At 67.6% G+C, this 21,765-nt stretch carries 19 protein-coding genes; 9 read left to right on the top strand and 10 right to left on the bottom strand.

Translation table 11 applies throughout. The annotated features are described in order from the left end of the window. Nucleotides 1–45: 45 nt before the first annotated feature. Nucleotides 46–336 carry a monooxygenase gene (locus ACO073_RS12590; protein ID WP_421997773.1) on the bottom strand — a complete coding sequence of 97 codons (291 nt, stop codon included), beginning with the start codon at nt 334–336 and terminating at the stop codon, nt 46–48. A gap of 65 nt (nt 337–401) precedes the next feature. Between ACO073_RS12590 and ACO073_RS12585 the strand changes: the two genes are divergently transcribed. Genes ACO073_RS12585 through ACO073_RS12570 form a run of 4 tightly spaced genes read left to right on the top strand, consistent with a single transcriptional unit; the run spans nt 402 to nt 4,190 of the window. Then, complete coding sequence (locus tag ACO073_RS12585; protein WP_421997772.1) at nt 402–1,088, top strand: haloacid dehalogenase type II; 687 nt, start codon at nt 402–404, stop codon at nt 1,086–1,088. Beyond that, nucleotides 1,088–2,074, top strand: a complete 987-nt coding sequence (locus ACO073_RS12580; protein WP_421997771.1) for a threonine ammonia-lyase — start codon at nt 1,088–1,090, stop codon at nt 2,072–2,074. Before ACO073_RS12585 ends, ACO073_RS12580 begins: the two co-directional genes overlap by 1 nt. Beyond that, nucleotides 2,071–3,123 carry an adenylate/guanylate cyclase domain-containing protein gene (locus ACO073_RS12575; RefSeq protein WP_421997770.1) on the top strand — a complete coding sequence of 351 codons (1,053 nt, stop codon included), beginning with the start codon at nt 2,071–2,073 and terminating at the stop codon, nt 3,121–3,123. The genes ACO073_RS12580 and ACO073_RS12575 overlap by 4 nt, the downstream gene beginning before the upstream one ends. Further along, entirely contained in the window at nt 3,123–4,190 is a 1,068-nt protein-coding gene (locus ACO073_RS12570; RefSeq protein WP_421997769.1) for an FkbM family methyltransferase, read from the top strand. Before ACO073_RS12575 ends, ACO073_RS12570 begins: the two co-directional genes overlap by 1 nt. Here ACO073_RS12570 and ACO073_RS12565 read toward each other — a convergent pair. The 9 genes from ACO073_RS12565 to ACO073_RS12525 all read right to left on the bottom strand — a co-directional run bounded on the left by ACO073_RS12565 (nt 4,120) and on the right by ACO073_RS12525 (nt 14,799). Further along, nucleotides 4,120–5,139 carry a branched-chain amino acid ABC transporter permease gene (locus ACO073_RS12565; RefSeq protein WP_421997768.1) on the bottom strand — a complete coding sequence of 340 codons (1,020 nt, stop codon included), beginning with the start codon at nt 5,137–5,139 and terminating at the stop codon, nt 4,120–4,122. The two genes, ACO073_RS12570 and ACO073_RS12565, sit on opposite strands and share 71 nt — an antisense overlap. Then, nucleotides 5,136–6,017: a branched-chain amino acid ABC transporter permease gene (locus tag ACO073_RS12560; RefSeq protein WP_421997767.1), complete on the bottom strand. Its 882-nt coding sequence runs from the start codon at nt 6,015–6,017 to the stop codon at nt 5,136–5,138. Before ACO073_RS12560 ends, ACO073_RS12565 begins: the two co-directional genes overlap by 4 nt. Nucleotides 6,018–6,043: 26 nt before the next feature. Further along, complete coding sequence (locus tag ACO073_RS12555; protein ID WP_421997765.1) at nt 6,044–6,748, bottom strand: ABC transporter ATP-binding protein; 705 nt, start codon at nt 6,746–6,748, stop codon at nt 6,044–6,046. An 11-nt stretch (nt 6,749–6,759) separates the two neighbouring features. Next, on the bottom strand, nt 6,760–7,515 hold the full coding sequence (locus ACO073_RS12550) for an ABC transporter ATP-binding protein (RefSeq protein WP_421997764.1): 756 nt from the start codon (nt 7,513–7,515) through the stop codon (nt 6,760–6,762). Nucleotides 7,516–7,533: 18 nt separating this feature from the next. Then, nucleotides 7,534–8,847, bottom strand: a complete 1,314-nt coding sequence (locus ACO073_RS12545; protein WP_421997763.1) for an ABC transporter substrate-binding protein — start codon at nt 8,845–8,847, stop codon at nt 7,534–7,536. Between the two features lie 88 nt (nt 8,848–8,935). Beyond that, nucleotides 8,936–10,891, bottom strand: a complete 1,956-nt coding sequence (locus tag ACO073_RS12540) for an alkyl/aryl-sulfatase (RefSeq protein ID WP_421997761.1) — start codon at nt 10,889–10,891, stop codon at nt 8,936–8,938. 97 nt (nt 10,892–10,988) lie between these two features. Further along, nucleotides 10,989–11,789: a hypothetical protein gene (locus tag ACO073_RS12535; protein WP_421997760.1), complete on the bottom strand. Its 801-nt coding sequence runs from the start codon at nt 11,787–11,789 to the stop codon at nt 10,989–10,991. 3 nt (nt 11,790–11,792) lie between these two features. Next, nucleotides 11,793–13,427 carry a hypothetical protein gene (locus tag ACO073_RS12530; protein ID WP_421997759.1) on the bottom strand — a complete coding sequence of 545 codons (1,635 nt, stop codon included), beginning with the start codon at nt 13,425–13,427 and terminating at the stop codon, nt 11,793–11,795. A 184-nt stretch (nt 13,428–13,611) separates the two neighbouring features. Further along, the gene (locus ACO073_RS12525; protein ID WP_421997758.1) at nt 13,612–14,799 is read right to left on the bottom strand and encodes an MFS transporter; all 1,188 of its coding nucleotides are present in this window, start codon (nt 14,797–14,799) and stop codon (nt 13,612–13,614) included. A gap of 131 nt (nt 14,800–14,930) precedes the next feature. Between ACO073_RS12525 and ACO073_RS12520 the strand changes: the two genes are divergently transcribed. The 5 genes from ACO073_RS12520 (at nt 14,931) to ACO073_RS12500 (ending at nt 21,747) form a co-directional block, all read left to right on the top strand. Beyond that, complete coding sequence (locus ACO073_RS12520) at nt 14,931–15,689, top strand: AraC family transcriptional regulator (protein ID WP_421997757.1); 759 nt, start codon at nt 14,931–14,933, stop codon at nt 15,687–15,689. Nucleotides 15,690–15,854: 165 nt separating this feature from the next. After that, complete coding sequence (locus ACO073_RS12515) at nt 15,855–17,669, top strand: FAD-dependent oxidoreductase (protein ID WP_421997756.1); 1,815 nt, start codon at nt 15,855–15,857, stop codon at nt 17,667–17,669. Continuing rightward, on the top strand, nt 17,654–19,498 hold the full coding sequence (locus ACO073_RS12510) for a 2-oxoacid:acceptor oxidoreductase subunit alpha (protein ID WP_421997754.1): 1,845 nt from the start codon (nt 17,654–17,656) through the stop codon (nt 19,496–19,498). The genes ACO073_RS12515 and ACO073_RS12510 overlap by 16 nt, the downstream gene beginning before the upstream one ends. Further along, entirely contained in the window at nt 19,495–20,550 is a 1,056-nt protein-coding gene (locus ACO073_RS12505) for a 2-oxoacid:ferredoxin oxidoreductase subunit beta (protein ID WP_421997753.1), read from the top strand. The genes ACO073_RS12510 and ACO073_RS12505 overlap by 4 nt, the downstream gene beginning before the upstream one ends. A 213-nt stretch (nt 20,551–20,763) precedes the next feature. After that, nucleotides 20,764–21,747, top strand: coding sequence for a TRAP transporter substrate-binding protein (locus ACO073_RS12500; RefSeq protein WP_421997751.1), 984 nt, complete (start codon nt 20,764–20,766; stop codon nt 21,745–21,747). Nucleotides 21,748–21,765 lie beyond the last annotated feature (18 nt).

Raw genomic sequence — 21,765 nt, 5'->3', positions numbered from 1 at the left:
GCGTCTTCGGGCCGCCGGCCCGCGCCGTGGTGCGTCGGGCTCGGGCTAGCCCGTGCCGTCGACCGTGACCGTGCCCGCCGCGTTGTCCACCACGACGTGGTTGTCGTAGTAGGTCACCGTCGGCACGGCGCCGAACGCCGCCGCCATGCGCTTCTCCCATTCCGGCGTGTACCAGGCGCGCGCCGCGGCTTCCGATTCCCAGAGATAGACCCCGCCGCCGCCGGCCTCGCCGTTCAGGTAGTACTTCTTCAGCAGTCCCTTGGCGCCGAGGGCGGTATAGGTCGGCGCCGACTTGCGCGCCGCCTCAACCGCCGCGTCGCGGGGTCGCTTGGTCATCGGGATTTGAACGATGGCGACGAACATGCTGTTAGCTTACGGTCCTCGGCCCACGGGAGCAATTCATGACCGCTGCACTCAGCCGGATCGAGATCTGCGTCTTCGACGCCTATGGGACACTGTTCGATTTCAACTCGGCGGTCGCACGCCATCGCGCCGCCATCGGTCCCAGGGCGGACGCGCTGTCCGAGATGTGGCGGTCCAAGCAGATACAGTACACGTGGCTGCGCAACGGGATGGGCGCCTACGCGCCATTCTGGCAGGTCACGGGCGAGGCGCTCGACCATTGCCTCGAGGCCCACGGGATCGGCGAGGCCGGCGTGCGCGACAAGCTGATGGGCGCCTATCTCGCGCTCGATCCGTTCGCCGAGGTGCCGTCCATGATGAGCCGCCTGAAGGCCGCCGGCATGCGGACCGCCATCCTCTCCAACGGCAATCCGGAATTGCTCGACCCGATGGTCGCGGCGTCGGGCCTCGGCGACCGGCTCGACGCCGTTCTCAGCGTCGATGAGGCCGGTGTGTTCAAGCCCGACCCGCGGGTCTATCGCCTGGTCGAGGCGCGCTGCGGCGTGACGCCCGACCGCGTGTGCTTTCTGTCGTCGAACTGCTGGGACGCCCACGGTGCCGCGCATTTCGGCTTCTCGACGGTGTGGGTGAACCGCGCCGGTGCGCCCGACGACCGGTTGCCCGGCAAGACGGTGGCGGAGGTCCGCGACCTCTCGCAACTGCCGGCCCTGCTCGGGATCGCTTGATGCCGGCCTCTCCCACCCTCGCCGACGTCCAGGCCGCCGCCCGCCGTCTCGACGGCGTCGCCGTGCGCACGCCGCTGCTCGAGAACGCGCGGCTGAACGAGCGGCTGGGCGGACGCCTGTTCGTCAAGGCCGAGTGCCTTCAGCGCACCGGCTCCTTCAAGATCCGCGGCGCCTACAACTTCCTGGCGTCGATGAGCGAGGCCGACCGCGCCAAAGGCGCCGTCGGCTGGTCGTCGGGCAACCACGCCCAGGGGCTGGCGGAAGCCGCGCGCCTGCTGGGCATGAAGGCCACCATCGTCATGCCGGCCGACGCGCCGGCCCTCAAGGTCGCCAACACCCGGGCGTCGGGCGCCGAGGTCGTGCTCTACGACCGCGTCAAGGACAGCCGCGAGGAGATCGGCCTCGGCATCGCGCGCGAGACCGGCGCGACCGTCGTGCCGCCCTACGACCATCCCTGGATCCTGACCGGCCAGGGAACCGCGGGCCTCGAGCTGGTCGAGCAGGCGCAGGCGCTCCGCGTCACGCTCGACGCGGTGGCGGCGCCCTGCTCGGGCGGCGGCCTCGCCACCGGAATCGCGATCGCCGTGAAGGGGCTCAGCCCCTCGACCGCGGTCCATGCCGGCGAGCCGGCCGGCTTCGACGATCTCGCGCGCTCGCTGGCGGCCGGAGCCAGGCAGAAGAACGAGCGCCTGTCGGGCTCGATCTGCGACGCGCTGCTGGCGCCGACACCGGGCGACGTCACCTTCCCGATCGCCCGACAGCTCCTCGGTCCGGGACTCGTCGTCAGCGACGAGGAGGTGCTCGACGCCATGGAGACGGCGTTCCGCGAGTTCAAGCTCGTGGTCGAGCCGGGCGGAGCGGTGGCGCTCGCTGCAGCGCTTACCGGCCGACTGCCGGTGGAGGGCCGCACCGTCGCGGTGGTCTGTTCCGGCGGCAACGTCGATCATGCCACCTTCCGGACGGCCCTGGAGCGCCGGCCCGCATGAGCCTGTCCCGGCGCGGCCGATGGGAGCTCCGGATCGTCGCCGGCGTAAACCTCGTCAGCGCGCCGGTGAGCGCCATTTTCGGCATGCTCACCACGCCGGCGGACTCGAGCGTCCTCCTGTCGGCCCTCGTCGGCATCGTGACGTCGTTCCTGATCGCCACGCCGGTCGTCCTGTTCGAAATCCGCAGCTCGCGTCCGGGACGGCTGCGGCGCCTGCGCCGCCTGCCGCTCGCGCTCTATTTCGCCCTCAAGGTGCTCGTCTACTTCGTCATCATCATCAGCGGCCTCGTCCTGGTGCGGCTGCTGTTCATGCCATGGATGACGCATCGCGCCTTCGGCGACGGGCTGTTCGAAGGCTCGCTCGCCTTCGCCGTCGGCATGTCGGTCGTCGGCAACCTTGGCTTCGAGATGGGCCGGCTGCTGGGCTTCGGCACGCTCCGGAACTTCGTGACGGGCCGTTACGTTCAACCCCGGACCGAGCGGAGGACGTTCCTGCTGATCGACATGAAGGATTCGACCGGCGTCGCCGAACGGCTGGGACCGGTGCGCTTCCACGAGCTCCTCAACACCTTCTTCCGCGACATCACCGACGCCGCGCTGGAATGCGAGGCCGAGATCCACAAGTATGTCGGCGACGAGGCCATCCTCACCTGGTCGGGCGACGCGGGCCTGGACGACGGCGACGTCCTGAACTGTCCGTTCGTCGCCCGCGACCTGATCGCCGCCAATCGGGAGCAATACCGTCGGCGCTTCGGCGTCGAGCCGACCTTCCGGGCCGCGCTGCACCACGGCGACATCGTCGCCGGCGAAATGGGAGACCTGCGCCGCGAGATCGCCTTCGTGGGCGACACGCTGAACGTCGCCGCCCGGCTGCTCGACTCCGCCAAGACGCTGGGCCACGACGTGCTGGTCTCCGCCGACCTGCTGGCCCGCGCCGGCCTGCCGCCCGGCCTCCGCAGCCTGCCGCTGCCGACGCTCGCGGTGCGCGGCCGCGGGGCCCCGCTCGAGATCGCCGCGCTCGAGCGGCCCCTCGCCGCGTCGGTCCCCTGATGCCGAACCTGCACATCGCCGGCGACCCGCCGATGACGAAGGCTCTGGTCGCCGCCGGCGCCTTCGCCGCCGATCCCGTGATCGTGGTCGACGTCGGCGCGCGCGGCGGCGTCGAATGGTACTGGAAGGTCTTCGGCCAGCATCTCCGGATCGTCGCCTTCGAGCCGGATGCCAAGGAATGCGCCCGCCTGAACGCGGCCGGCGATCCGCAGGTCACGTTCATCGCCGCGGCGCTGGGCGCGGAGAACGGGCCGCGCACGCTCTACGTGACGCGCCACGCCGCCTCGACGACCTTCTATCCCACCGTGCCGGAGTGGGGGCGACGCTATGCCTTCGCCGACAATCTCGCCGTCGAGAGCGAGGTCGTGGTCCAGACCACGACCTTGCGCGACGCGCTGGGCGGGCGCCGACCCGACTTCATCAAGCTCGATGCCGAGGGCGCCGAGCTCGACGTGCTGCGTGGCGCCGACCTCGAGCCCGTGCTCGGCCTGATCGCAGAGCTCAACTTCGGCCAGTCGCCGTCGGGCCAGCCCTCGTTCGCCGATTTCGACATCCACTGCCGGGCGAACGGACTGCAGCTCTACGACCTCGACGTTTATCGCTTCAGCCGCATGGCCCTGCCCTATCCGTACCTCTACGATTCGCGCGACGCCGACGGCCGCCCGGTGGCCGGCCCGACCATCCAGGGCCAGCTTCTGTCGAGCGACGCCCTGTACTTCCGCGACGCGCTGTCGAGCGCGAAGCCGGTCAAGCAGGCCTGCCTGTTCGAGATCTTCGGCCTCGCCGACTGCGCGGCCGAGACCGTGCAGGCCCATCGCGACGCCTTCGCGCGCTGGGTCGATCCCGACCGGCTGCTCGACCTGCTGGTGCCGGAGGTGAAGGGGCAGAGGCTCGGCTACCGCGAGTATGTCGCGCGCCACGCCGCCGACCCGCTGTTCCGGCCGACGCCGGGCTGGCGTCAGCCGCCGAAGCAGGTGAGCCAGTACGACGGCGTCTTCATCCCGGCCTGGCTGGGCTTCCGACAGCGGCTCTACTGGGCGTGGCGCGCGCTGCGTCACCGCCTCTAGCCCGGCGCTCGAGCAGGGTGCCGAGGATTCCCTTGGGCAGGAAGATGATGAACGTCACGAGCAGCACGCCGTAGACGAGATTGTCCCAGCCCACCGCGCCGGTGCCGAAGAAGATGCGCAGCGATTCGGCCAGCAGCAGCGTGATCACCGCGCCCACCGTCGGGCCGAGTGCGACGTAGATGCCGCCGACGACCACGGCGAAGACCATCTGCAGCGACACTGCGATGCCGCTCACCGTGTCGGGCGAGATGAACATCTGGTACTGGCAGTACATCGCGCCCGCGAAGGCCGTCATGAGGGCGCTGATCACGGTGATCTTGAGCTTCTCCGCCGTCACGTTGACGCCGGCGGCGGCCGCGGCGTCCTCGTCCTCGGAGATCGCCTCCATGGCATAGCGGCCCATGCTGCGATCGACGCGATACCAGATCACCAGCCCGATCGCCCAGACGCCCAGCGCGATCAGGTACCAGACCGTCTTGTCGTCGAACTGCAGCGCCACGAGCTGGCTGCCCTTGGTGCGCTCCGGCGTGTAGCCCAGCGAGCCGCCGGTCCAGTCGCGAGTCGCGGTGATGACCTGCAGCACGATCCCCGACAGCGCCAGCGTCACCAGGGCGAAGTAGTGGCCGGTGATCCTGAAGCGGAAGCAGGGATAGGCCACGACCAGCGCGAGCGCGCCGGCGCAGGCCATGGCGATCGGGATGCCGATCCACGGCGTGAGGCCGGCATGGTTCCACAGCAGCGCCGTCACGTAGGCGCCGACGCCCATGAAGCCGCCGTGGCCCAGCGACACCAGCCCGAAGCGGCCCATCATCGACCACGACGTGTAGGCGAACGACCAGATCAGGACGAGGACGAGGATGTGCAGGTGGTACGGGTCGGAATAGACGAACGGCAGCGCCACCAGCACGATGGCGGCGATCGCCCAGGGCGCGGCGACGCGCCCGCTCACGAGCGCCTCGCCAGCAGGCCCGACGGCCTCACGAACATCATCACGATGAAGAAGGCGAAGGCCAGCACGTAGCCCCATTCGAGGTCCGAGAAGAGCCCGCCCAGCGAGATGATCTCGGCGAACAGGAAGGCCGCGACGAAGCCGCCGACGAAATTGCCCAGGCCTCCCAGCACGCAGATCAGGAAGGTGATGGGCCCGAAGGACAGGCCGACGAAGGGATGGACGTCGTACTGCAGGACCAGCAGGCAGGCGGCGAGGCCGGCCAGTGCGCCGCCCAGCGCCGAGGTGACGAGGTAGAGGCGCTTGGTGTCGACCCCCATCAGCGCCATGATCTGGCGGTCCTGCGAGATCGCGCGGATGGCGGTGCCCGTGAAGGTCCGGGTCATGAACAGGTAGACCACGACCATGCCGATCAACGCCGCGCCGAAGGCGAGCAGCCGCGAGTAGCTGAAGTGCATGTCGGCCAAGGCCAGCACCGGGAGGCGGATGCCGAGGTTGCGGAAGTCGATGCCGAAGGCGACGGTGGCGAAGCTCTGCAGGACGAACAAGACTCCGCCGGTCGCCAGCAGCTGGTTGATGGGCGGCCCCGACAGGAGCGGGGCGATGACCACGAAGTGCAGCAGCGCCCCCAGGCCGGCGACCAGCAGGATCGCCAGCGGCGCCGCCAGCCAGTAGGAGACGCCGAAATACTGGACCAGCCAGTACATGCCGTACATGCCGATCATCACCAGCTCGGCGTAGCAGATCCAGGTCACGTCGATGACGCCGAAAATCAGGTTCAGGCCGAGCGCCAGGAGCGCCAGCAGGCCGCCCAGCAGGATTCCGTTCACCACGGCCTCCAGAAGGTAGATGTCGAAGATCTCGAGGAACGACTGCATCAACTTCCCCTCGTTGGAGCGCGGACCTACACGCCGAGATACGCCTGCTTGATCGTGTCGCTCGCCAGGAGCTCGGCGGCGCTGCCCGAGGCGCGGATGGAGCCCGCCTCCAGCAGGTACGCCCGGTCGACCACCTTCAGCACCTGCTGCACGTTCTGCTCGACGATCAGCACCGTGAGCCCGCCCGCGCGGATGCGCTTCACCAGCTCGAAGACCTGCTGGACGACGACCGGCGCCAGGCCGGCCGAGGGCTCGTCGAGCAGGAGCAGCTTGGGCTCGCTCATCAGCGCGCGCCCGATGGCGCACATCTGCTGCTCGCCGCCGGACATGGTGCCGGCCATCTGGCCGCGCCGTTCCTTCAGCCGCGGGAAGAGCTCGAACACCTCCTCCAGCCGCTGCGCGAACTTCGCCCGCGCCTGCGGCATGTAGGCGCCCATCTTGAGATTGTCCTCGACCGTGAGCCGCGGGAACAGGCGCCGGTTCTCGGGAACGTGGGCGATGCCCAGCCCGACGATGCGGTGGGCCGGCGTCGCGACCACGTCGGCGCCCTCCATCGAGATCGAGCCGCGCATGGGCCGAATGAGGCCGGAGATCACCCGCATCAGCGTCGTCTTGCCGGCGCCGTTCGGGCCGATCACGCCCACCGCCTCGCCCGCCCGGACCTCGAGGTTGATGTCGAAGAGCGCCTGGAAGCTGCCGTAGCCCGCGTCGACCGATCGGAGATCGAGCATTCCCGTCGGCCTCAGCGCCGCGCCTGGGCGGCGACCGCCTGGGTCGCGTCGGCGTCGGTGCCGAGGTAGACCTCGATGACCCGCGGGTCGTTGGACACCTCGGTCGGCAGCCCTTCGCTGATCTTCTCGCCGTGATCCAGCACCATGACCCGGTCGACCACGCGCATCAGCACGCCCATGATATGCTCCACCCAGATGATGGTGATGCCGAGCTCGTCGCGGATCTTGCGCAGCATGTCGGCCGCCTGGTCCATCTCAGCCTCGTCGAGGCCGCCCAGGCTCTCGTCGGCCAGCAGCAGCTTGGGGCCGGTGGCCAGCGCCTTGGCGAGCTCGAGCTTCTTCAATCCGGCGGCACCCAGCCCGTCCACGGGCGAGCGACGGTCGGTCGGCAGGCCGACCATGGCGAGCGCCCGCTCGGCCGCCTCGTCGGCCCGCGCGCGGCTGTGCCGCCCCTGGCCGTAGAAGCCGGCAAGCGCCACGTTCTCGAAGATGGTGAGGCGGCGGAACGGCCGCGGGATCTGGAAGGTGCGGCCGATCCCGCGGTTGATGACGCGATGCGGGGCCAGTCCCGCGATCTCGTGCCCCTCGAAGCGGATCGATCCCGCCGAAGGCGGGAACGTCCCGGAGAGCATGTTGAAGATCGTGCTCTTGCCCGAGCCGTTGGGGCCGATCAGGCCGAGGATCTCGCCCTGATCGACCGCGAACGACACGTTGCTGACGGCCGTGAAACCGCCGAAACGCTTGACCAACCCCTCGACAACCAGCACGGCCGTGACGCTCCGCCGCTACTTGGCGTTGCTGTAGGTGGTTCCTGCCGGCAACGGCAGCACGGCCTCGCGCTGCGCCTGGCTCTTGGGCCACACGACGTACGACTTGTCGTCGATGTACTGGATGATGACCGGGAAGGCGCGGTCGTTCTGGCCGGCCATCGGCTGGCCCTCGCCCTCGAACTTCACGCCGAAGCCGAGCATCGTGCCGCCTTCCTTGATGTCGGTGTCGAGGGCGGCCTTGCGCAGCGCCTCGGAATCGATGCCGCCGTACTTCTTGATGGCGCGCGGCAGCACGTCGGTCAGGAACAGGTAGGTGTTGGACGCCGCCATGCCGACATGCGCCGACCGGATGGCCACGCCCGGCTTCACCTTGTCGAACTCCTCGCCGACCAGCTTGATCTCAGGCACCAGAGCGGGATCGAGCGTCTTGGGGTTGGTCAGCCAGATCGAGATCGGGTCGGTGTTGAAGAAGTAGTTGACGTCCTTGCCCAGCCCTTCCTTCAGCTTCTCGTAGACGCCATAGCCGGCCCCGTGGCCGACCAGCGCGAGGAACTTCAGCCCCTGCTCGCGCGCCTGGCGCAGCAGCAGCGTGATGTCCGGGTTGTAGCCGGTGTGGAAGACCACGTCGGGCCGCGCCCGCTTGAGCTTGGTCACCAGGGCCGACAGGTCCGGCGCCGTCGCGGAGTAGCCCTCGTTCAGGACGATGTTGAAGCCGGCCTTCTTGGCGCCCGCCTCGTTGCCCTTGCCGACGTCGACGCCGTAGGCGCCGTCCTCGTGCACGATCGCGACGCGCAGGTCCTTGGGATCCTTGCCGAGCTTGGACTTGGCGTTCTGGGCCATGAAGTCCATCGTCATCAGGCCGAACTGCCGGCCGCTCGGCTGCGCGCGGAACACGTACTTGAGATTGCGGTTCTCGAGCACGGCCGAGGAGATGCAGGTGGTGATCCACATGAACTTCTTGAGCTGCTCGACGCGGGCGGCCACCGGCACGCACTGCGCCGACGAATAGAAGCCGAGCAGCATGTCGACCTTTTCCTGCTCGATCAGCCGCACCGCCTCGTTGATGGCGACGTCCGGCTTGCTCTGGGCGTCGGCGTAGATCGCCTCGATCTTGTAGCCCTCGACGCCCGTCTTCGTGAACTGGTCGAGCACGATCTTGGCGCCGATGTACTGCAGCTCCGAGCCGCCGCCGGCAAGCGGGCCGGTGAGGTCGTAGACGACGCCGATCTTGAGCTTCTTATCCTGGGCTTGTGCGGCAAACGCGAAACCAAGTGCCGCGACAGTGGCCACGACTCCGCCCGCAATGCGGGCGATGCTGCCCTTGGACATCAAGTCCTCCCTATGTCGCTTTGGGGTTACTCCCCTTGTCGCGCATCACAGGGGCCGCGCCGCCCGATGTCAAGCGGCGCGGGAAATCCTATCCGCGCCCCTCTCCCGGCGTGAGGATGTCGAACATCAGGTTGGTCGACGTGTCGAGCATGCCGAACAGGAGGGCGAGCGATGCCGCGTCGCCGTCGATGCGGAGCGCGCCGGACTGCACCGCTTCGGCCGGCCTGGTCTTGCCGAGCACCATGGCGTCGAGCGTCGCGCGCGTCGTCACGATCGTCGCCGACGCCCGGTCCGACCATTCGCCGAGGCGATGCGTCAGGGTCGAATGGCTGAGCGTGAGCGCGAGCCTCTCGTCGCGGTCGGTGAAGTGCCAGTTGACCACCATCGAGCGGCCGGCTGCCTTTGACGCGTCGAGACGGATCGCCAGCATGTCGAAGAACGTGTCGGTGGAAAGACCCGACAGCATGTCGGCGCCGACCGCGAGCCGGGCCGAGAGGCCGAACACGCCGTGGCGCAGCTCCTGGGCGCCGTACAGGAAGGCATTGCGCCAGGTCGCCGATTCGGCCTGATAGCCCATCTGCTCGAGCGCGTCGGCGCACAGCGCCCTCGCCTCTTCATTGCCGGGCTCGGCGTAGACCACCTCCTTCATGACCTGGGCGACCCAGCGGAATTCGCCGCGGGCGAAGTCGGCCCGGGCCTTCGCGACGACCGCGGCCGCGCCGCCCATGTACTCGACGAACTTGGCGGCCGCCGGCGCCGGCGGCAGCGGATGGAGGTTGCAGGGATTGGCGTCGTACCAGGACAGATAGCGCTGGTAGACGGCCTTCACGTTGTGGCTGACCGAGCCGTAGTAGCCGCGCACCGACCAGCGCGTCGCCAGGCCGGGCGGCAGGTCGATCGCCTCGGCGATCTCGGCCGGCCGCCAGCCCTTGTTCATGTAGCGCAGCGTCTGGTCGTGGATGTGCTTGTAGAGATCGCGCTGCGCCTCGAGATGGTCGAGGATCGCCGCACGCCCCCAGACCGGCCAGTGATGCTGGCCGATAAGGATCTCGCTCGCCGGCGCGTACATCGCGATGGCGTCGCCGATATACTTGGCCCAGATGCGCGGATCGCGCGCCACGGCGCCGCGCAGCGGGATGAAGTTGTGCAGCAGCGGGCAGGCATTCTCCGCCATGTTGAGCACGCTGAGCTGCGGATAGAACATGTGCATCTCGGCCGGCGCCTCGGTCTCCGGCGCAAGCTGGAAGACGATGCGGATGCCGTCCACCGTATGCTCCTCGACCGGCTGCACGATGCTGAGGGTCGGCGCGATGAGGCCAAGCGTACCGCGGGCCACGCTCTTGCCCAGCCCGGCATCGACCTGGCCGCGCGGCCCGCGCGGCAGCATGGTGCCGAACTGGAACTGGGCCCGGCGCGCCATCGGCAGGCCGGCCAGCACGTTCTCCCCGGTCACTGCCTCCATGAATCCGGCCGGCGCGATCACCGCCACCTTGCCCGCCTTGACGTCGGCCTCGTCGACCACGCCGCGCACGCCGCCATAGTGGTCGACGTGGCTGTGGGTGTAGATCACCGCCACCACCGGCTTCCTCGGACGATGCGCGAAGTAGTGCGCCAGCGCCGCCCGCGAAACCTCGGCGGTGGTCAGCGGATCGATCAGGATCAGGCCGCTGTCGCCCTCAATCACCGTCATGTTGGAAATGTCGAAGCCGCGCAGCTGGTAGAGCCGCTCCGTCACCTTGAACAGGCCGTTGGCCATGTTGAGCCGCGCGATGCGCCACAGGCTGGGATTGACCGTGGCCGGCGCCAGCTCGCCGTCGATAAAGGCGTACTCGCCCAGGTTCCACAGCACGCTGCCGTTCGCCGCGCGCACCATGCCGTCCGGCACCGGCGCGATCAGCCCGCGCTGCGCCGCCTCGAAGTCGCCGGTCTCGTCGAACGGCAGCCGCGCCGCCATCGCCTCGTTGGCTGCCCGCGTGGCGGGCTCGGCATCGCGCGCGGCGTCGAGATGCGACGCCGGAACCGGAACGGCGGAAGTTGAGGCCATCTTGCTGTCTTTCCCAAAGAGTGCGGCGGCGCACTTTGGGGGCCGGCGACGGCCGGAGGCAAGGGGTGCTTCCGACTGGATCGGAAAGGCCGTTCGCCTATGGTGCAATGAAATCCGGTCGGTCGATACCCGGCATCGAATCATAGGCTCGGGCAAACGTTGCTTCGGGCGTGTCCGCGACGCCGCTGTCGAAATAGATGGCCTTCAGCCATAGAGCCAGTTCCAACGTGTCGCCTCCCTCGTAGAGCGACAACAGGTTCTGCTTCAACATTTGACGGCCGCGACTGACGAACGTCTGGTCGCGAGTACCACCGTCGACCAGATGCCGACATGCCCAGTGCCCAAACCGAATCCGTGAATGCAGTTCCATCGGCATCTTCATCTGCGTGGCTTCGAACACTTCAAGACCGAAAAGCGGAGCATCTGCTGCCAGCGCGACCGCGAGGTGCTGGCCCATGACGCTCCGTCGGCTCTCCAGCAAGCCCGTTTCGTCCTTGGGGTCCGCCATTCGCAGTCCCTGCCAATCCGCTGCAATCGAGGCTGTGAGGTCGACGTGCGCGCGCTCGCCTCTTGCCAACCACTTGCAGACGCCCAGGACCTGCCGCCACTTGTAGAGCGTAGCCCGCCAATCGTCTTCGAAATACCCCTTGCCCTCATAGTCCGCACGGGTAGGTTCCGGTTCACTCTCCATCCACGCGATGAGCCTTTCGACCGTTGAATGAAGTTCCTTGGAGAGGCCGAGCAGGTAGCCACTCACCAGGCTTCCGGCCTGCATGGGGGCGTACATGGCGCGCGAAGGCGCGATTGAAGGACCAGAGAACTCGTTGTTGATCGTCTGCTCGAGATTGTACCGAAACCAAAAGGCGCGCTCGCCGACCGGATCGAATTCATTTGTCATGTGTCACCTCCGCGGCCCTTCTGAAAGGTGATTCCGCACGAGTTCGACGTACCCGTCAGAGGCATTACCGGTACCAACTGTGCAAAGATTGTAGTTGCCCTTCCGCAGCTCTGCGACCGCCTCTGCTGCCACCGCCGGAGACAGCGTACCCGCAGCGACAGCGGCTGAGACGTATTTATTTACCTTTTCAGGGGAAAGCGTCCGCGAAGTCGCCAAGCTTGGGCCGAGCCGACGCTTCGCGCTTCGCCACCGAGAATCCCATTCCATGAATCGGCGGTCCGGACCAACCGTCAGGGCGTCAGGCCCAGTGTCGCCAGCCGGATTGCCATAGTGCACGAAGATTTCGTAGGGAACGGCGGTCCGGATCCTGTTGCCAAGTTCGAGTTCCCCCCTGTGCCCGATCGAATGTCGCGCATAGTCGGGCGCATACTCATAGCCTGCCTTTGGCGCCGGAAACCCCGGCGCGACACGGACGCCGACTGCCGTATCGATCCCATCGCGCCCGTCGTACTGACCGCTTTGTGCCGGCTTGCCGGGCAAGGTCCGGACGGCGCGGCACGCCAGCACTCGCTCCTCGTCGGGGTCGGACCGCTTCGCCTCTTCCAGCGTCCGGGCATCGATCTTGGTACGCAGAATCGACTGCGGTGCGGGTCGGACAGCGGCGCCGGGAGGGGCTGGGCTTGCGACAGGCTGAGGAGCGATCGGGGGAAGTTGGCCAGGGGGCTCGTCCTTCGGCGGCCGCGCCATGGCGCTCACGAGGGCGTCTTCGGAAGGCGTCGTCAGCCCGAGGGCTTGATTGAGTTGATGACGATTGATGACCGTGCTTTCTCTCCCATCCCGGCCGATGACGCGCTCGGCATCGACAGGAAGGGTTGTCCATTTCGCGCCGATGCCGGTTCCGAACAGGCCGTCATCGACGCGGCGCTGGATCTCCATCGTTCGCTGTCCAGGCGCGCTTCGGGCGCGCAGGCCGTCGCCGAGGTCGGTCATGTCCGACTGCGAATTGGTCGGAGTGACGAGCATGGGCAGCACGCCTGCCGCAGCGGACGCCGCGCCGGCCAATGCCGGGACAGCACCTGCGGCAAGCTCCGCCGCTGCAGGGGCGGCACGTCCTGCGAGTTTCGCAATCTCGGGAGCCGCACGCGAGGCGAGTTGTCCAACCATGGAGCCGAGGCGGCTCCCGATAGTGCTTATGTCGAACGCGCCGGCGCTCGCAGGAGCGGCCATGACCGAAGCCAGAGGCGCGCTGGAAGGCAGCACCGATGGTGAATCGGAGAAGGACGCGGCGAAGTCGGCGGGCGCGGCGTTCCGTGCGGGCTGCGGGAGCCAAGATTCGCCGAGATGAAAGCCTGGCGGCCCGTCCGCCACGCTGTACCGGAGCGAGGGAAGCTCAGTTGCATCGAGAGCCGTGGTTTGACCGGGAAGTTCAGGCCACCGGAAGGTCTCACCGTTTCCCTTCCCACCGGCCACGGCCGAGACCATCGGGTCCAGGCTCATCTGCGGGGGCTTCCAGTGAAAGAGACCCGGTTCATCCCCGGCGATCTCGTCCGGCGGAATGGCGTGAAATCCCGGAAGGCCCGTGGGTCGATTCGGGAAGCGCGGCCAAGGCCATGCGGGATCGAAGCCAGGGTCCGACATCACGTTCTCCGAGATAGGTCTCCTCGGATTGTTATATAACTAAAGTGCTCATAATTCAATACGGTAGTTATTCTTGCGGGCACGGAAAGGCGGCCATGCCGGCGCAGTTATCGAGCATGAGCAGATTGTCGCGTGGCCTGAGAAGTGTTGACCGGTCTAGCCGATACGCGGCGGAAGGGCCGCCCTACTCCGCCGGCTTGAGATGCGCCTTGCCGGTCTCGTGCTCGCTTGGCAGCAGCGACAGGGCGCAGAAGGACAGGAAGGCCACGCCGGCCAGCACCATCAGCACCACCGGGAAGCCCGCCGCCTTCACGGTCGGGCCGATCAGGGCCACGACGAAGGAGCTGACGCCGAAGCCGATGGCGAGCCGCGCGCCGGTGACACGGCTGCGCATGCGGTCGTCGATGTACTTCACGATCATCGCGTCGGTGAAGGGGATGGCCCCGAACACCAGCAGCATGAAGCCGATGGCGGTGATGAACAGCGCCCAGTCCTCGACCTGGGAGGCGATCAGGAACAGCGGCACCTGCAGCAGGACGATCGGGATGTAGATCGTCTTGAGCGGAAACCGGTCGATCAGCTTGCCGACCACGAGCTGGGCCAGCGAGGCCAGGGCGAAGATGACGAACAGCATGGTGGCGAGCTCGGCCGGATCCTCGACCGCGCCCTTCACGCGATCGCGCAGCAGCTCGCCGTTCCCGTTGGTCGTGAAGTTGAAGATGATGCTTCCCGTCACCGCGGTGAAGGTCATGATCCCGAAGACGCGCGCCATGATCGACGGCGGCAGGTCGTTCATCTTGGCCTTGCGCTTGGCCGGGGCCTCCTCCTCGCGCGGCACCAGCAGCACGAAGGCGACCGCGGAAATGAGGCAGATCACGCCCGGGATCACGAAGGCCATCTGCCAGCCGAAGCGCTGCCCGATATAGACCGAGACGCCGGCGGCGATCGCGATGCCCATGTTGCCGGCCAGGCCGTTGAGCCCGATCGTGAAGCCCGGGTTCTTCGCCTTCTGGACCAGCATCGGGATGCCGACCGGATGGTAGATCGAGGCGAAGGCGCCCATCAGGGTCAGCGCCGCGCCGATCTGCCATTTGTTGGTGCAGAGCGCGATCACCAGGGCCGACACGCCCATGCCCGTGAAGAAAATCACCATCATGATCCAGCGGCCCCAATGGTCGCCCAGCCGGCCGCTGACGATCGAGCCGGCGCCGAACATGAAGAGCGCCCCGTAGTTGAAGGGGGTGAGCTCGGTCCATTCCACGCCCCAGGCGCCGGCGATGACGCCCCAGCTGTAGGCGAACACCACCAGGATCCAGTGATCCATGGCATGGCCGATGTTGAGCAGGATGGACGACGGGCTGGTGTGGGACATTTTCTTGCCTGGCGAAGGGACAAACGTATTGAAGGCCTTTCCGTTTTGTCTGTCTCACGGCAAACTGCCAAGGAATGTCGCAAACCGGCCAACGTCGCGGAAGATCGACCGATCCTGGGGATTACCAGAGGGTGCCGCGGGCCATCGCCGCCATGCCCAAGGACTTCGCCCGCGGCTTCACGATCGCGCCGCATAGGCATCTGCGCGCCCAGCTCATCTATGCGCCGGCTGGCGCGATGCGGGTCTCGGCGGCGGGCAGCCTCTGGATGGTGCCGCCCCAGCGCGCGCTGTGGATGCCGCCCGGCATCGAGCATTCGATCCGGATGCTCAGCGACGTCACCATGCGCACGCTCTACCTGCGCGAGGATGCCGCCTTGGCCATGCCGCGGACCTGCCATGTGCTCCCGGTATCGCCGCTCCTGCGCGAGCTGATCGTGCGCGCGACCGAGCTGCCACTGGACTATGACGAGGCCGGGCCGGCCGGCCATCTCGTGGCCCTGCTGCTCTCGGAACTGCATGGCCTGCAGTCCCTGCCCCTCGACCTGCCCCTGCCCGGCGATCCCCGGGTGATGGCGGTCTGCCGGGCGATCCTCGACGAGCCGGGCGACCGCCGAGGGCTGGCCGACTGGGCCCGCGACGCGTGCGTCAGCGAGCGCACCCTGGCCCGGCTGTTCCGCAGCGAGACCGGCCTCAGCTTCGGGGCGTGGCGCCAGCAGGCGCGCCTCCTTGAGGCGATGGGCCGGCTGGGCGCCGGCGAGCCGGTGACGCGGGTGGCCCTCGATCTCGGCTACGACAGCATCAGCGCGTTCAGCGCCATGTTCCGCCGCGCGACGGCGACCTCGCCGCGCACGTTTCGCTCCGGTAGCGGCGGGACAGGTCAAAGCCCTTGATGACGTAGGGATTAGATCGTTCAAATCCGCGCGCGAGGCCAACAGGTTCTTGACGTTCCGAGTGCGAATCTCCTGAATGCGCGACCCTTTTGAGGTAATCTGAATTGTCATTTACCGGGACCTCGCTGCTCATTTGGTGATGGCCGCCGCCGCCTGGAGTTGCTGTTGAAGCCGACCGACATCAAGAACCCCGACTACTTTCACAAGGTCGTCGATTGCCAGTGGGCCTGTCCTGCCCACACCCCGGTTCCCGAGTACATCCGTCTGATCGCGCACGGTCGCTATTCCGACGCGTACATGATCAACTGGAAGTCCAACGTCTTCCCCGGGATCCTGGGCCGCACATGCGATCGGCCGTGCGAACCCGCGTGCCGGCGCAGCCGCGTCGAGGACGAGACGCTGGTCAAGGGCAAGAAGGAGCCGGTCGCGATCTGCCGGCTGAAGCGCGTCGCCGCCGACTACAAGGACGACGACGGCATCCGGGCCGCGATGCCCAAGGCGCCGGCCCGCAACGGCAAGCGCGTCGCCTGCATCGGCGGCGGTCCCGCGTCGCTCACGGTGGCGCGCGACCTCGCGGTGCTGGGCTACGAGATTGTGATCTACGACCAGGATCCCAAGCTCGGCGGTTTCATCCGCACCCAGATCCCGCATTTCCGCCTGCCCGAATCGGTGATCGACGAGGAAGTCGGCTACATCACCGGGATCGGCAACATCGCCTTCCGCCACCAGAAGGTGGACTCGATGAAGGCGGTGCTGGCCGAAGGCTACGACGCGGTGTTCGTCGGCTCGGGCGCGCCGCGCGGCCGCGACCTCGACGTGCCGGGCCGCAACGAAGCCGCGGCCAACATCCATATCGGCCTCGACTGGCTGTCGTCGGTCTCGTTCGGCCACACCACGAAGGTCGGCCGCCGCGTGATCGTGCTGGGCGGCGGCAACACCGCGATGGACTGCTGCCGCACCGCCCGCCGGCTGGGCGGCGAGGACGTCAAGGTGATCGTCCGTTCCGGCTTCGACGAGATGAAGGCGTCTCCCTGGGAGAAGGAAGACGCGATGGGCGAGGATATCCCGATCCTCAACATGCTGGTCCCGAAGGAAGTCACGCACGAGAACGGCAAGCTGACCGGCGTGCTCTTCCAGAAGGTGAAGGCGGAGTACGACGCCAAGGGCCGGCGCTCGCTGGTCCCGTCCGGCGAGCCCGACGAGCATTATCCGTGCGACGACGTGCTGGTGGCGATCGGCCAGGAGAACGCGTTCCCCTGGATCGAGAAGGACGCCGGCGTCGAGTTCGACAAGTGGGGCCTGCCCCGCCTCGACGAGGCGACCTTCCAGAGCACCCAGCCCAAGGTGTTCTTCGGCGGCGACGCCGCCTTCGGGCCGAAGAACATCATCTGGGCCGCCGCGCACGGCCACGAGGCGGCGATCTCGATCCACAAGATGCTGTCCGGCGAGGATCCGGGCGACCGCCCCGCCCCGGGCGTCAACATCGTCAGCCAGAAGATGGGCATCCACGAGTGGAGCTACGACAACGCTCCGACCAACGACCATCGGTTCAAGGTGCCGCATCGCGCCAAGCAGGAGGCGCTGAAGGACATCATGGCCGAGGTCGAGCTGGGCTTCGATCCCAAGCTCGCCTTCGAGGAGGCGCAGCGCTGCCTGAACTGCGACGTGCAGACGGTGTTCACCGGCAACCTGTGCATCGAGTGCGACGCCTGCGTCGACATCTGCCCGATGGACTGCATCACCTTCACCGAGAACGGTGACGAGAAGGACGTCCGGCACCGGCTCAACGCGCCGGCCGTGAACCCGACCCAGGACCTCTATATCGGCAACGACCTCAAGACCGGCCGCATCATGGTCAAGGACGAGGACGTCTGCCTTCACTGCGGGCTGTGCGCCGAGCGCTGCCCGACCGGCGCGTGGGACATGCGCAAGTACTACATCGAGATGACTCACGCGGGGCACGCATGCCGCAAGCACTAGCTGCCGTTAACGACTTCGTCGTCAAGTTCGCCAACGTCAACGGCTCCGGCTCGGCTTCGGCCAACGAGCTGTTCGCCCGGTCGATCCTGCGCATGGGCGTGCCCGTCAGCCCGCGCAACATCTTCCCGTCGAACATCCAGGGCCTGCCGACCTGGTACGAGGTGCGCGTCACCGAGCGCGGCTGGCTCGGCCGGCGCGGCGGCGTCGACATGATGGTCGCGATGAACCCGCAGACCTGGGCCGAGGACGTGAAGGAGATCACGCCGGGCGGCTACCTGTTCTACGACAGCACCAAGCCGATGCCCTCGTCGATGTTCCGCGAGGACATCAACATCATCGGCGTGCCGCTGACGGCGATCACGAACGCGACCTACACCGACGCCCGCCAGCGCCAGCTGTTCAAGAACATCATCTATGTCGGCGCGCTGTCGATCCTGCTCGACATCGATCCCGAGGAGATCAAGAAGCTCTTCGGCGAGCAGTTCAAGGGCAAGGAGAAGCTGCTCGATTCCAACGTCAAGGCGCTCAACCTCGGCCGCGACTGGGCGACCCAGCATCTCGATCCCGACCTGGTGAAGCTCAAGGTGCGGCGGGCCGACAATGTCGGCAACCGCATCTTCGTCGAGGGCAACAACGCCGCGGCGCTGGGCGCCGTGTACGGCGGCGCCACGGTCTGCGCCTGGTACCCGATCACCCCCTCCTCCTCGCTCGCCGAAGGCTTCATGGCGCACTGCAAGCGGCTGCGCCACGACAAGGAGACCGGCAAGGCCCGCTACGCCATCGTCCAGGCCGAGGACGAGCTCGCCTCGATCGGCATGGTCATCGGCGCCGGCTGGAACGGCGCGCGCGCCTTCACGGCGACGTCGGGCCCGGGCATCTCGCTGATGACCGAGTTCATCGGCCTGGCTTACTTCGCCGAGGTCCCGGCGGTGATCGTGAACGTGCAGCGCGGCGGGCCGTCGACCGGCATGCCGACCCGCACGCAGCAGTCCGACCTGCTGTCCTGCGCCTACGCCTCCAACGGCGACACCAAGCACGTGCTGCTGTTCCCCGAGGATCCGCGGGAGTGCTTCGACTTCACGGCCGGCGCGCTCGACCTCGCCGACCGGCTGCAGACGCCGGTGTTCGTCATGACCGACCTCGACATCGGCATGAACCACCGGCTGTGCCAGCCGTTCGAATGGGACGAGAGCCGGGTCTACGACCGCGGCAAGGTGATGACCGCCGAGGAGCTGGAGGCCGGCAAGAACTTCGGCCGCTATCTCGACGTCGACGGCGACGGCGTCCCGTTCCGCACCTACCCCGGCACCCATCCGACCAAGGGCTCGTACTTCACCCGCGGGACGACCAAGGACGAGTACGCGCGCTACTCCGAGGAAGGCGCCGTCTACGTGCGCAACATGGAGCGGCTGCAGAAGAAGTTCGACACGGCACGACGGATCGCGCCGCAGCCGCTGCGCTACTCCTCGCCCAAGGCGACGCGCCACGGGGTGATCTACTTCGGCTCGACCAGCCCGGCCATGGCCGAGGCGCTGGACCATCTCGAGGCCGACGGCAACCACGTCAACGCGCTGCGCGTGCGCGCCTTCCCCTTCGCCCAGGCGGTCGAGGACTTCATCCACGAGCACGAGACGGTGTTCGTGGTCGAGCAGAACCGCGACGGGCAACTGCGCTCGATGATCATGAACGAGTTCACGCTCGACGCGCGCAAGCTCGTACCTGTCCTGCACTACGACGGCACGCCGATCACGGCGCGCTTCATCGCGGCCGACATCGCCGCGAAGATCGGCAAGTCCAAGGTGATTCCCTTCGAGAAGGCGGCGTCATGACCTATATCGCCAAGCCCAAGCTCCACCATCCGTCGCTGGTCAGGAACAAGGCCGGCTACACCCGCCGCGACTACGAGGGCGCGGTCTCGACCCTGTGCGCCGGCTGCGGCCACGATTCGATCAGCGCCGCCATCATCCAGGCCTGCTACGAGCTCGACATCCAGCCCCATCGCGTCGCCAAGCTGTCGGGCATCGGCTGCTCGTCGAAGGCGCCGACCTATTTCGTGGGCGCCAGCCACGGCTTCAACACCGTGCACGGCCGCATGCCGTCGGTGATGACCGGCGCCAGCCTCGCCAACCGCGACCTGATCTACATGGGCGTCTCGGGCGACGGCGACTCCGCCTCGATCGGCCTCGGCCAGTTCGCCCACGTCATGCGCCGCGGCGTGAACATGACCTACATCGTCATGAACAACGGCGTGTACGGCCTGACCAAGGGCCAGTTCTCGGCGACCGCCGACAAGGGCTCGATCAGCAAGAAGGGCGTGGCCAATTCCGACGAGTCGATCGACATGGTGTCGCTCGCCATCCTGATGGGCGCTACCTTCGTCGGCCGCTCCTTCTCGGGCGACAAGCACCAGCTCGTGCCGCTGATCAAGGCGGCGATGGAGCACCAGGGCGCCGCCTTCCTCGACGTCATCAGCCCCTGCGTGGCCTTCAACAACCATGCCGGCTCGACCAAGAGCTACGACTATGTGCGCGAGCACAACGAGGCGCTGAACCGCATCGACTTCATCGAGGGCCGCGAGGAGATCACGACCCAGTACGAGCCGGGAACCCTCACCACCGTGCAGCAGCACGACGGGTCGTGGCTGCGCCTGCGCAAGCTCGGCGAGGAGTACGACCCGTCCGACAAGGTCGCCGCCATGAAGCGCGTCCAGGAAGGGCTGGCGGCCGGCGAGGTGATCACCGGACTGCTCTATCTCGACCCGACCCCGAAGGACCTGCACCACCACCTCAACACGGTGGCGGCGCCGCTCAACACGCTGAACACGCCGGACCTCTGCCCGGGTTCGGCGGCGCTCGACAGGATCAACGCCAGCCTGAGGTAGGCGGCGGCGCTCCCGATCACGTCAAAGTCAGTTCCCGCGGACGCATCCGCGGGGCCCCTGCCGGCGTAGTGCCTGCGTGGCCGCACGGATCGATTCGCCCGGGCAGCAGTTGCCCGCAAGCCGGTTGAAACTTCGACCGGCTCCTGTAGCCTCGCCCATGGGGAGATCGGTTGCTGAGCCGAAGGCCGTGACCATGGACGAGCAGGGACTGCCATGAAGCGTCTTCTTCTCCTGTTGATCGCCGCCGTCGGCTGGCAGGCATCCGTCGCCTCCGCCCGGGACCTCCGCTCGTCGGATGTCGAAGCGGCAGACTATCCGACCGTCAAGGCCGTGGCCTACATGGACCAGCTGCTGCGCCAGCGCAGCAATAGCCGCCTGAAGATCGGCTCGCTCGGCCATGGCGACCAGGATTCCGAGAGCTTCACCATCGCCCAGCTCCGCACCGGCGACCTGGACATGGCCCGCCTCAACGTCGCGGCACTGCATTCCCTCGTCCCGACCACGGTCGTGCCCGCCCTGCCCTTCCTGGTGCCGTCGCGAACGGCCATGCGACGGGTCCTCGACGGTCCGGTGGGCGCCGAGATCCTCGCGTCCTTCAATGACCACGGCCTGGTCGCGCTCTGCTTCTACGATCCGGGCGCGCGGTCGATCTACACCAGGGACCGGCCCATCCGCAGCGTGAAGGACCTCGCGGGACTGCGGGTCCGCGTCCAGCAGTCGAGCGCGATGGCCCAGGTCATGAAGGCCCTGGGCGCGCAGCCCATCCCCATGCCCTACAACCAGGTGAACGCCGCCCTGGCGGCCGGCACGATCGATGCGGCCGAGAACAACCTCGCCTCCTACGTGACGTCGCGCCACCATCTCGTGGCCAAGGTCTACAGCCTGACGGAGCACACCCGTCCTCCCGCCGTCCTGGTCTTCTCGAAGCCGGTCTGGGACAGGCTGCCGCCCGCCGACCAGGACCTGATCCGCCAGGCGGCCCGCGACTCGGTCCCCTACTTCCGCAGCCTCTGGGAGGAGTTCGAGGCGGGCGTCCGCCAGACCCTCGAAGCGAGTGGTGGCCAAGTCGTCGAGGACGTCGACCGGGCGGGCTTCGCGCAGGCACTGGCGCCGCTCCATGCTCGGCTCGTCCGGGAAACGCGCGACCGAGCGCTGCTCGAGCGCATCAAGGCGGCGGAGCAGGCCGAAAGCCGCTGAACGCCGCGTCGCCGGACG

The sequence above is a fragment of the Reyranella sp. genome (assembly GCF_965229815.1).
Classification (GTDB): Bacteria; Pseudomonadota; Alphaproteobacteria; order Reyranellales; family Reyranellaceae; genus Reyranella.
Note: the sequence above shows the minus strand (reverse complement) of the source record. Positions and strands in the feature narration are given on the sequence as shown.

Bases quoted from the DNA above. Each gene is read 5' to 3' on its own strand.
- ACO073_RS12505 (WP_421997753.1), top strand. From the start codon at position 19,495: ATGACCTATATCGCCAAGCCCAAGCTCCACCATCCGTCGCTGGTCAGG.
- ACO073_RS12510 (WP_421997754.1), top strand. From the start codon at position 17,654: ATGCCGCAAGCACTAGCTGCCGTTAACGACTTCGTCGTCAAGTTCGCC.
- ACO073_RS12590 (WP_421997773.1), bottom strand. From the start codon at position 336: ATGACCAAGCGACCCCGCGACGCGGCGGTTGAGGCGGCGCGCAAGTCG.
- ACO073_RS12560 (WP_421997767.1), bottom strand. From the start codon at position 6,017: ATGCAGTCGTTCCTCGAGATCTTCGACATCTACCTTCTGGAGGCCGTG.
- ACO073_RS12575 (WP_421997770.1), top strand. From the start codon at position 2,071: ATGAGCCTGTCCCGGCGCGGCCGATGGGAGCTCCGGATCGTCGCCGGC.
- ACO073_RS12555 (WP_421997765.1), bottom strand. From the start codon at position 6,748: ATGCTCGATCTCCGATCGGTCGACGCGGGCTACGGCAGCTTCCAGGCG.
- ACO073_RS12545 (WP_421997763.1), bottom strand. From the start codon at position 8,847: ATGTCCAAGGGCAGCATCGCCCGCATTGCGGGCGGAGTCGTGGCCACT.
- ACO073_RS12500 (WP_421997751.1), top strand. From the start codon at position 20,764: ATGAAGCGTCTTCTTCTCCTGTTGATCGCCGCCGTCGGCTGGCAGGCA.
- ACO073_RS12580 (WP_421997771.1), top strand. From the start codon at position 1,088: ATGCCGGCCTCTCCCACCCTCGCCGACGTCCAGGCCGCCGCCCGCCGT.
- ACO073_RS12570 (WP_421997769.1), top strand. From the start codon at position 3,123: ATGCCGAACCTGCACATCGCCGGCGACCCGCCGATGACGAAGGCTCTG.
- ACO073_RS12530 (WP_421997759.1), bottom strand. From the start codon at position 13,427: ATGTCGGACCCTGGCTTCGATCCCGCATGGCCTTGGCCGCGCTTCCCG.
- ACO073_RS12585 (WP_421997772.1), top strand. From the start codon at position 402: ATGACCGCTGCACTCAGCCGGATCGAGATCTGCGTCTTCGACGCCTAT.
- ACO073_RS12535 (WP_421997760.1), bottom strand. From the start codon at position 11,789: ATGACAAATGAATTCGATCCGGTCGGCGAGCGCGCCTTTTGGTTTCGG.
- ACO073_RS12525 (WP_421997758.1), bottom strand. From the start codon at position 14,799: ATGTCCCACACCAGCCCGTCGTCCATCCTGCTCAACATCGGCCATGCC.
- ACO073_RS12540 (WP_421997761.1), bottom strand. From the start codon at position 10,891: ATGGCCTCAACTTCCGCCGTTCCGGTTCCGGCGTCGCATCTCGACGCC.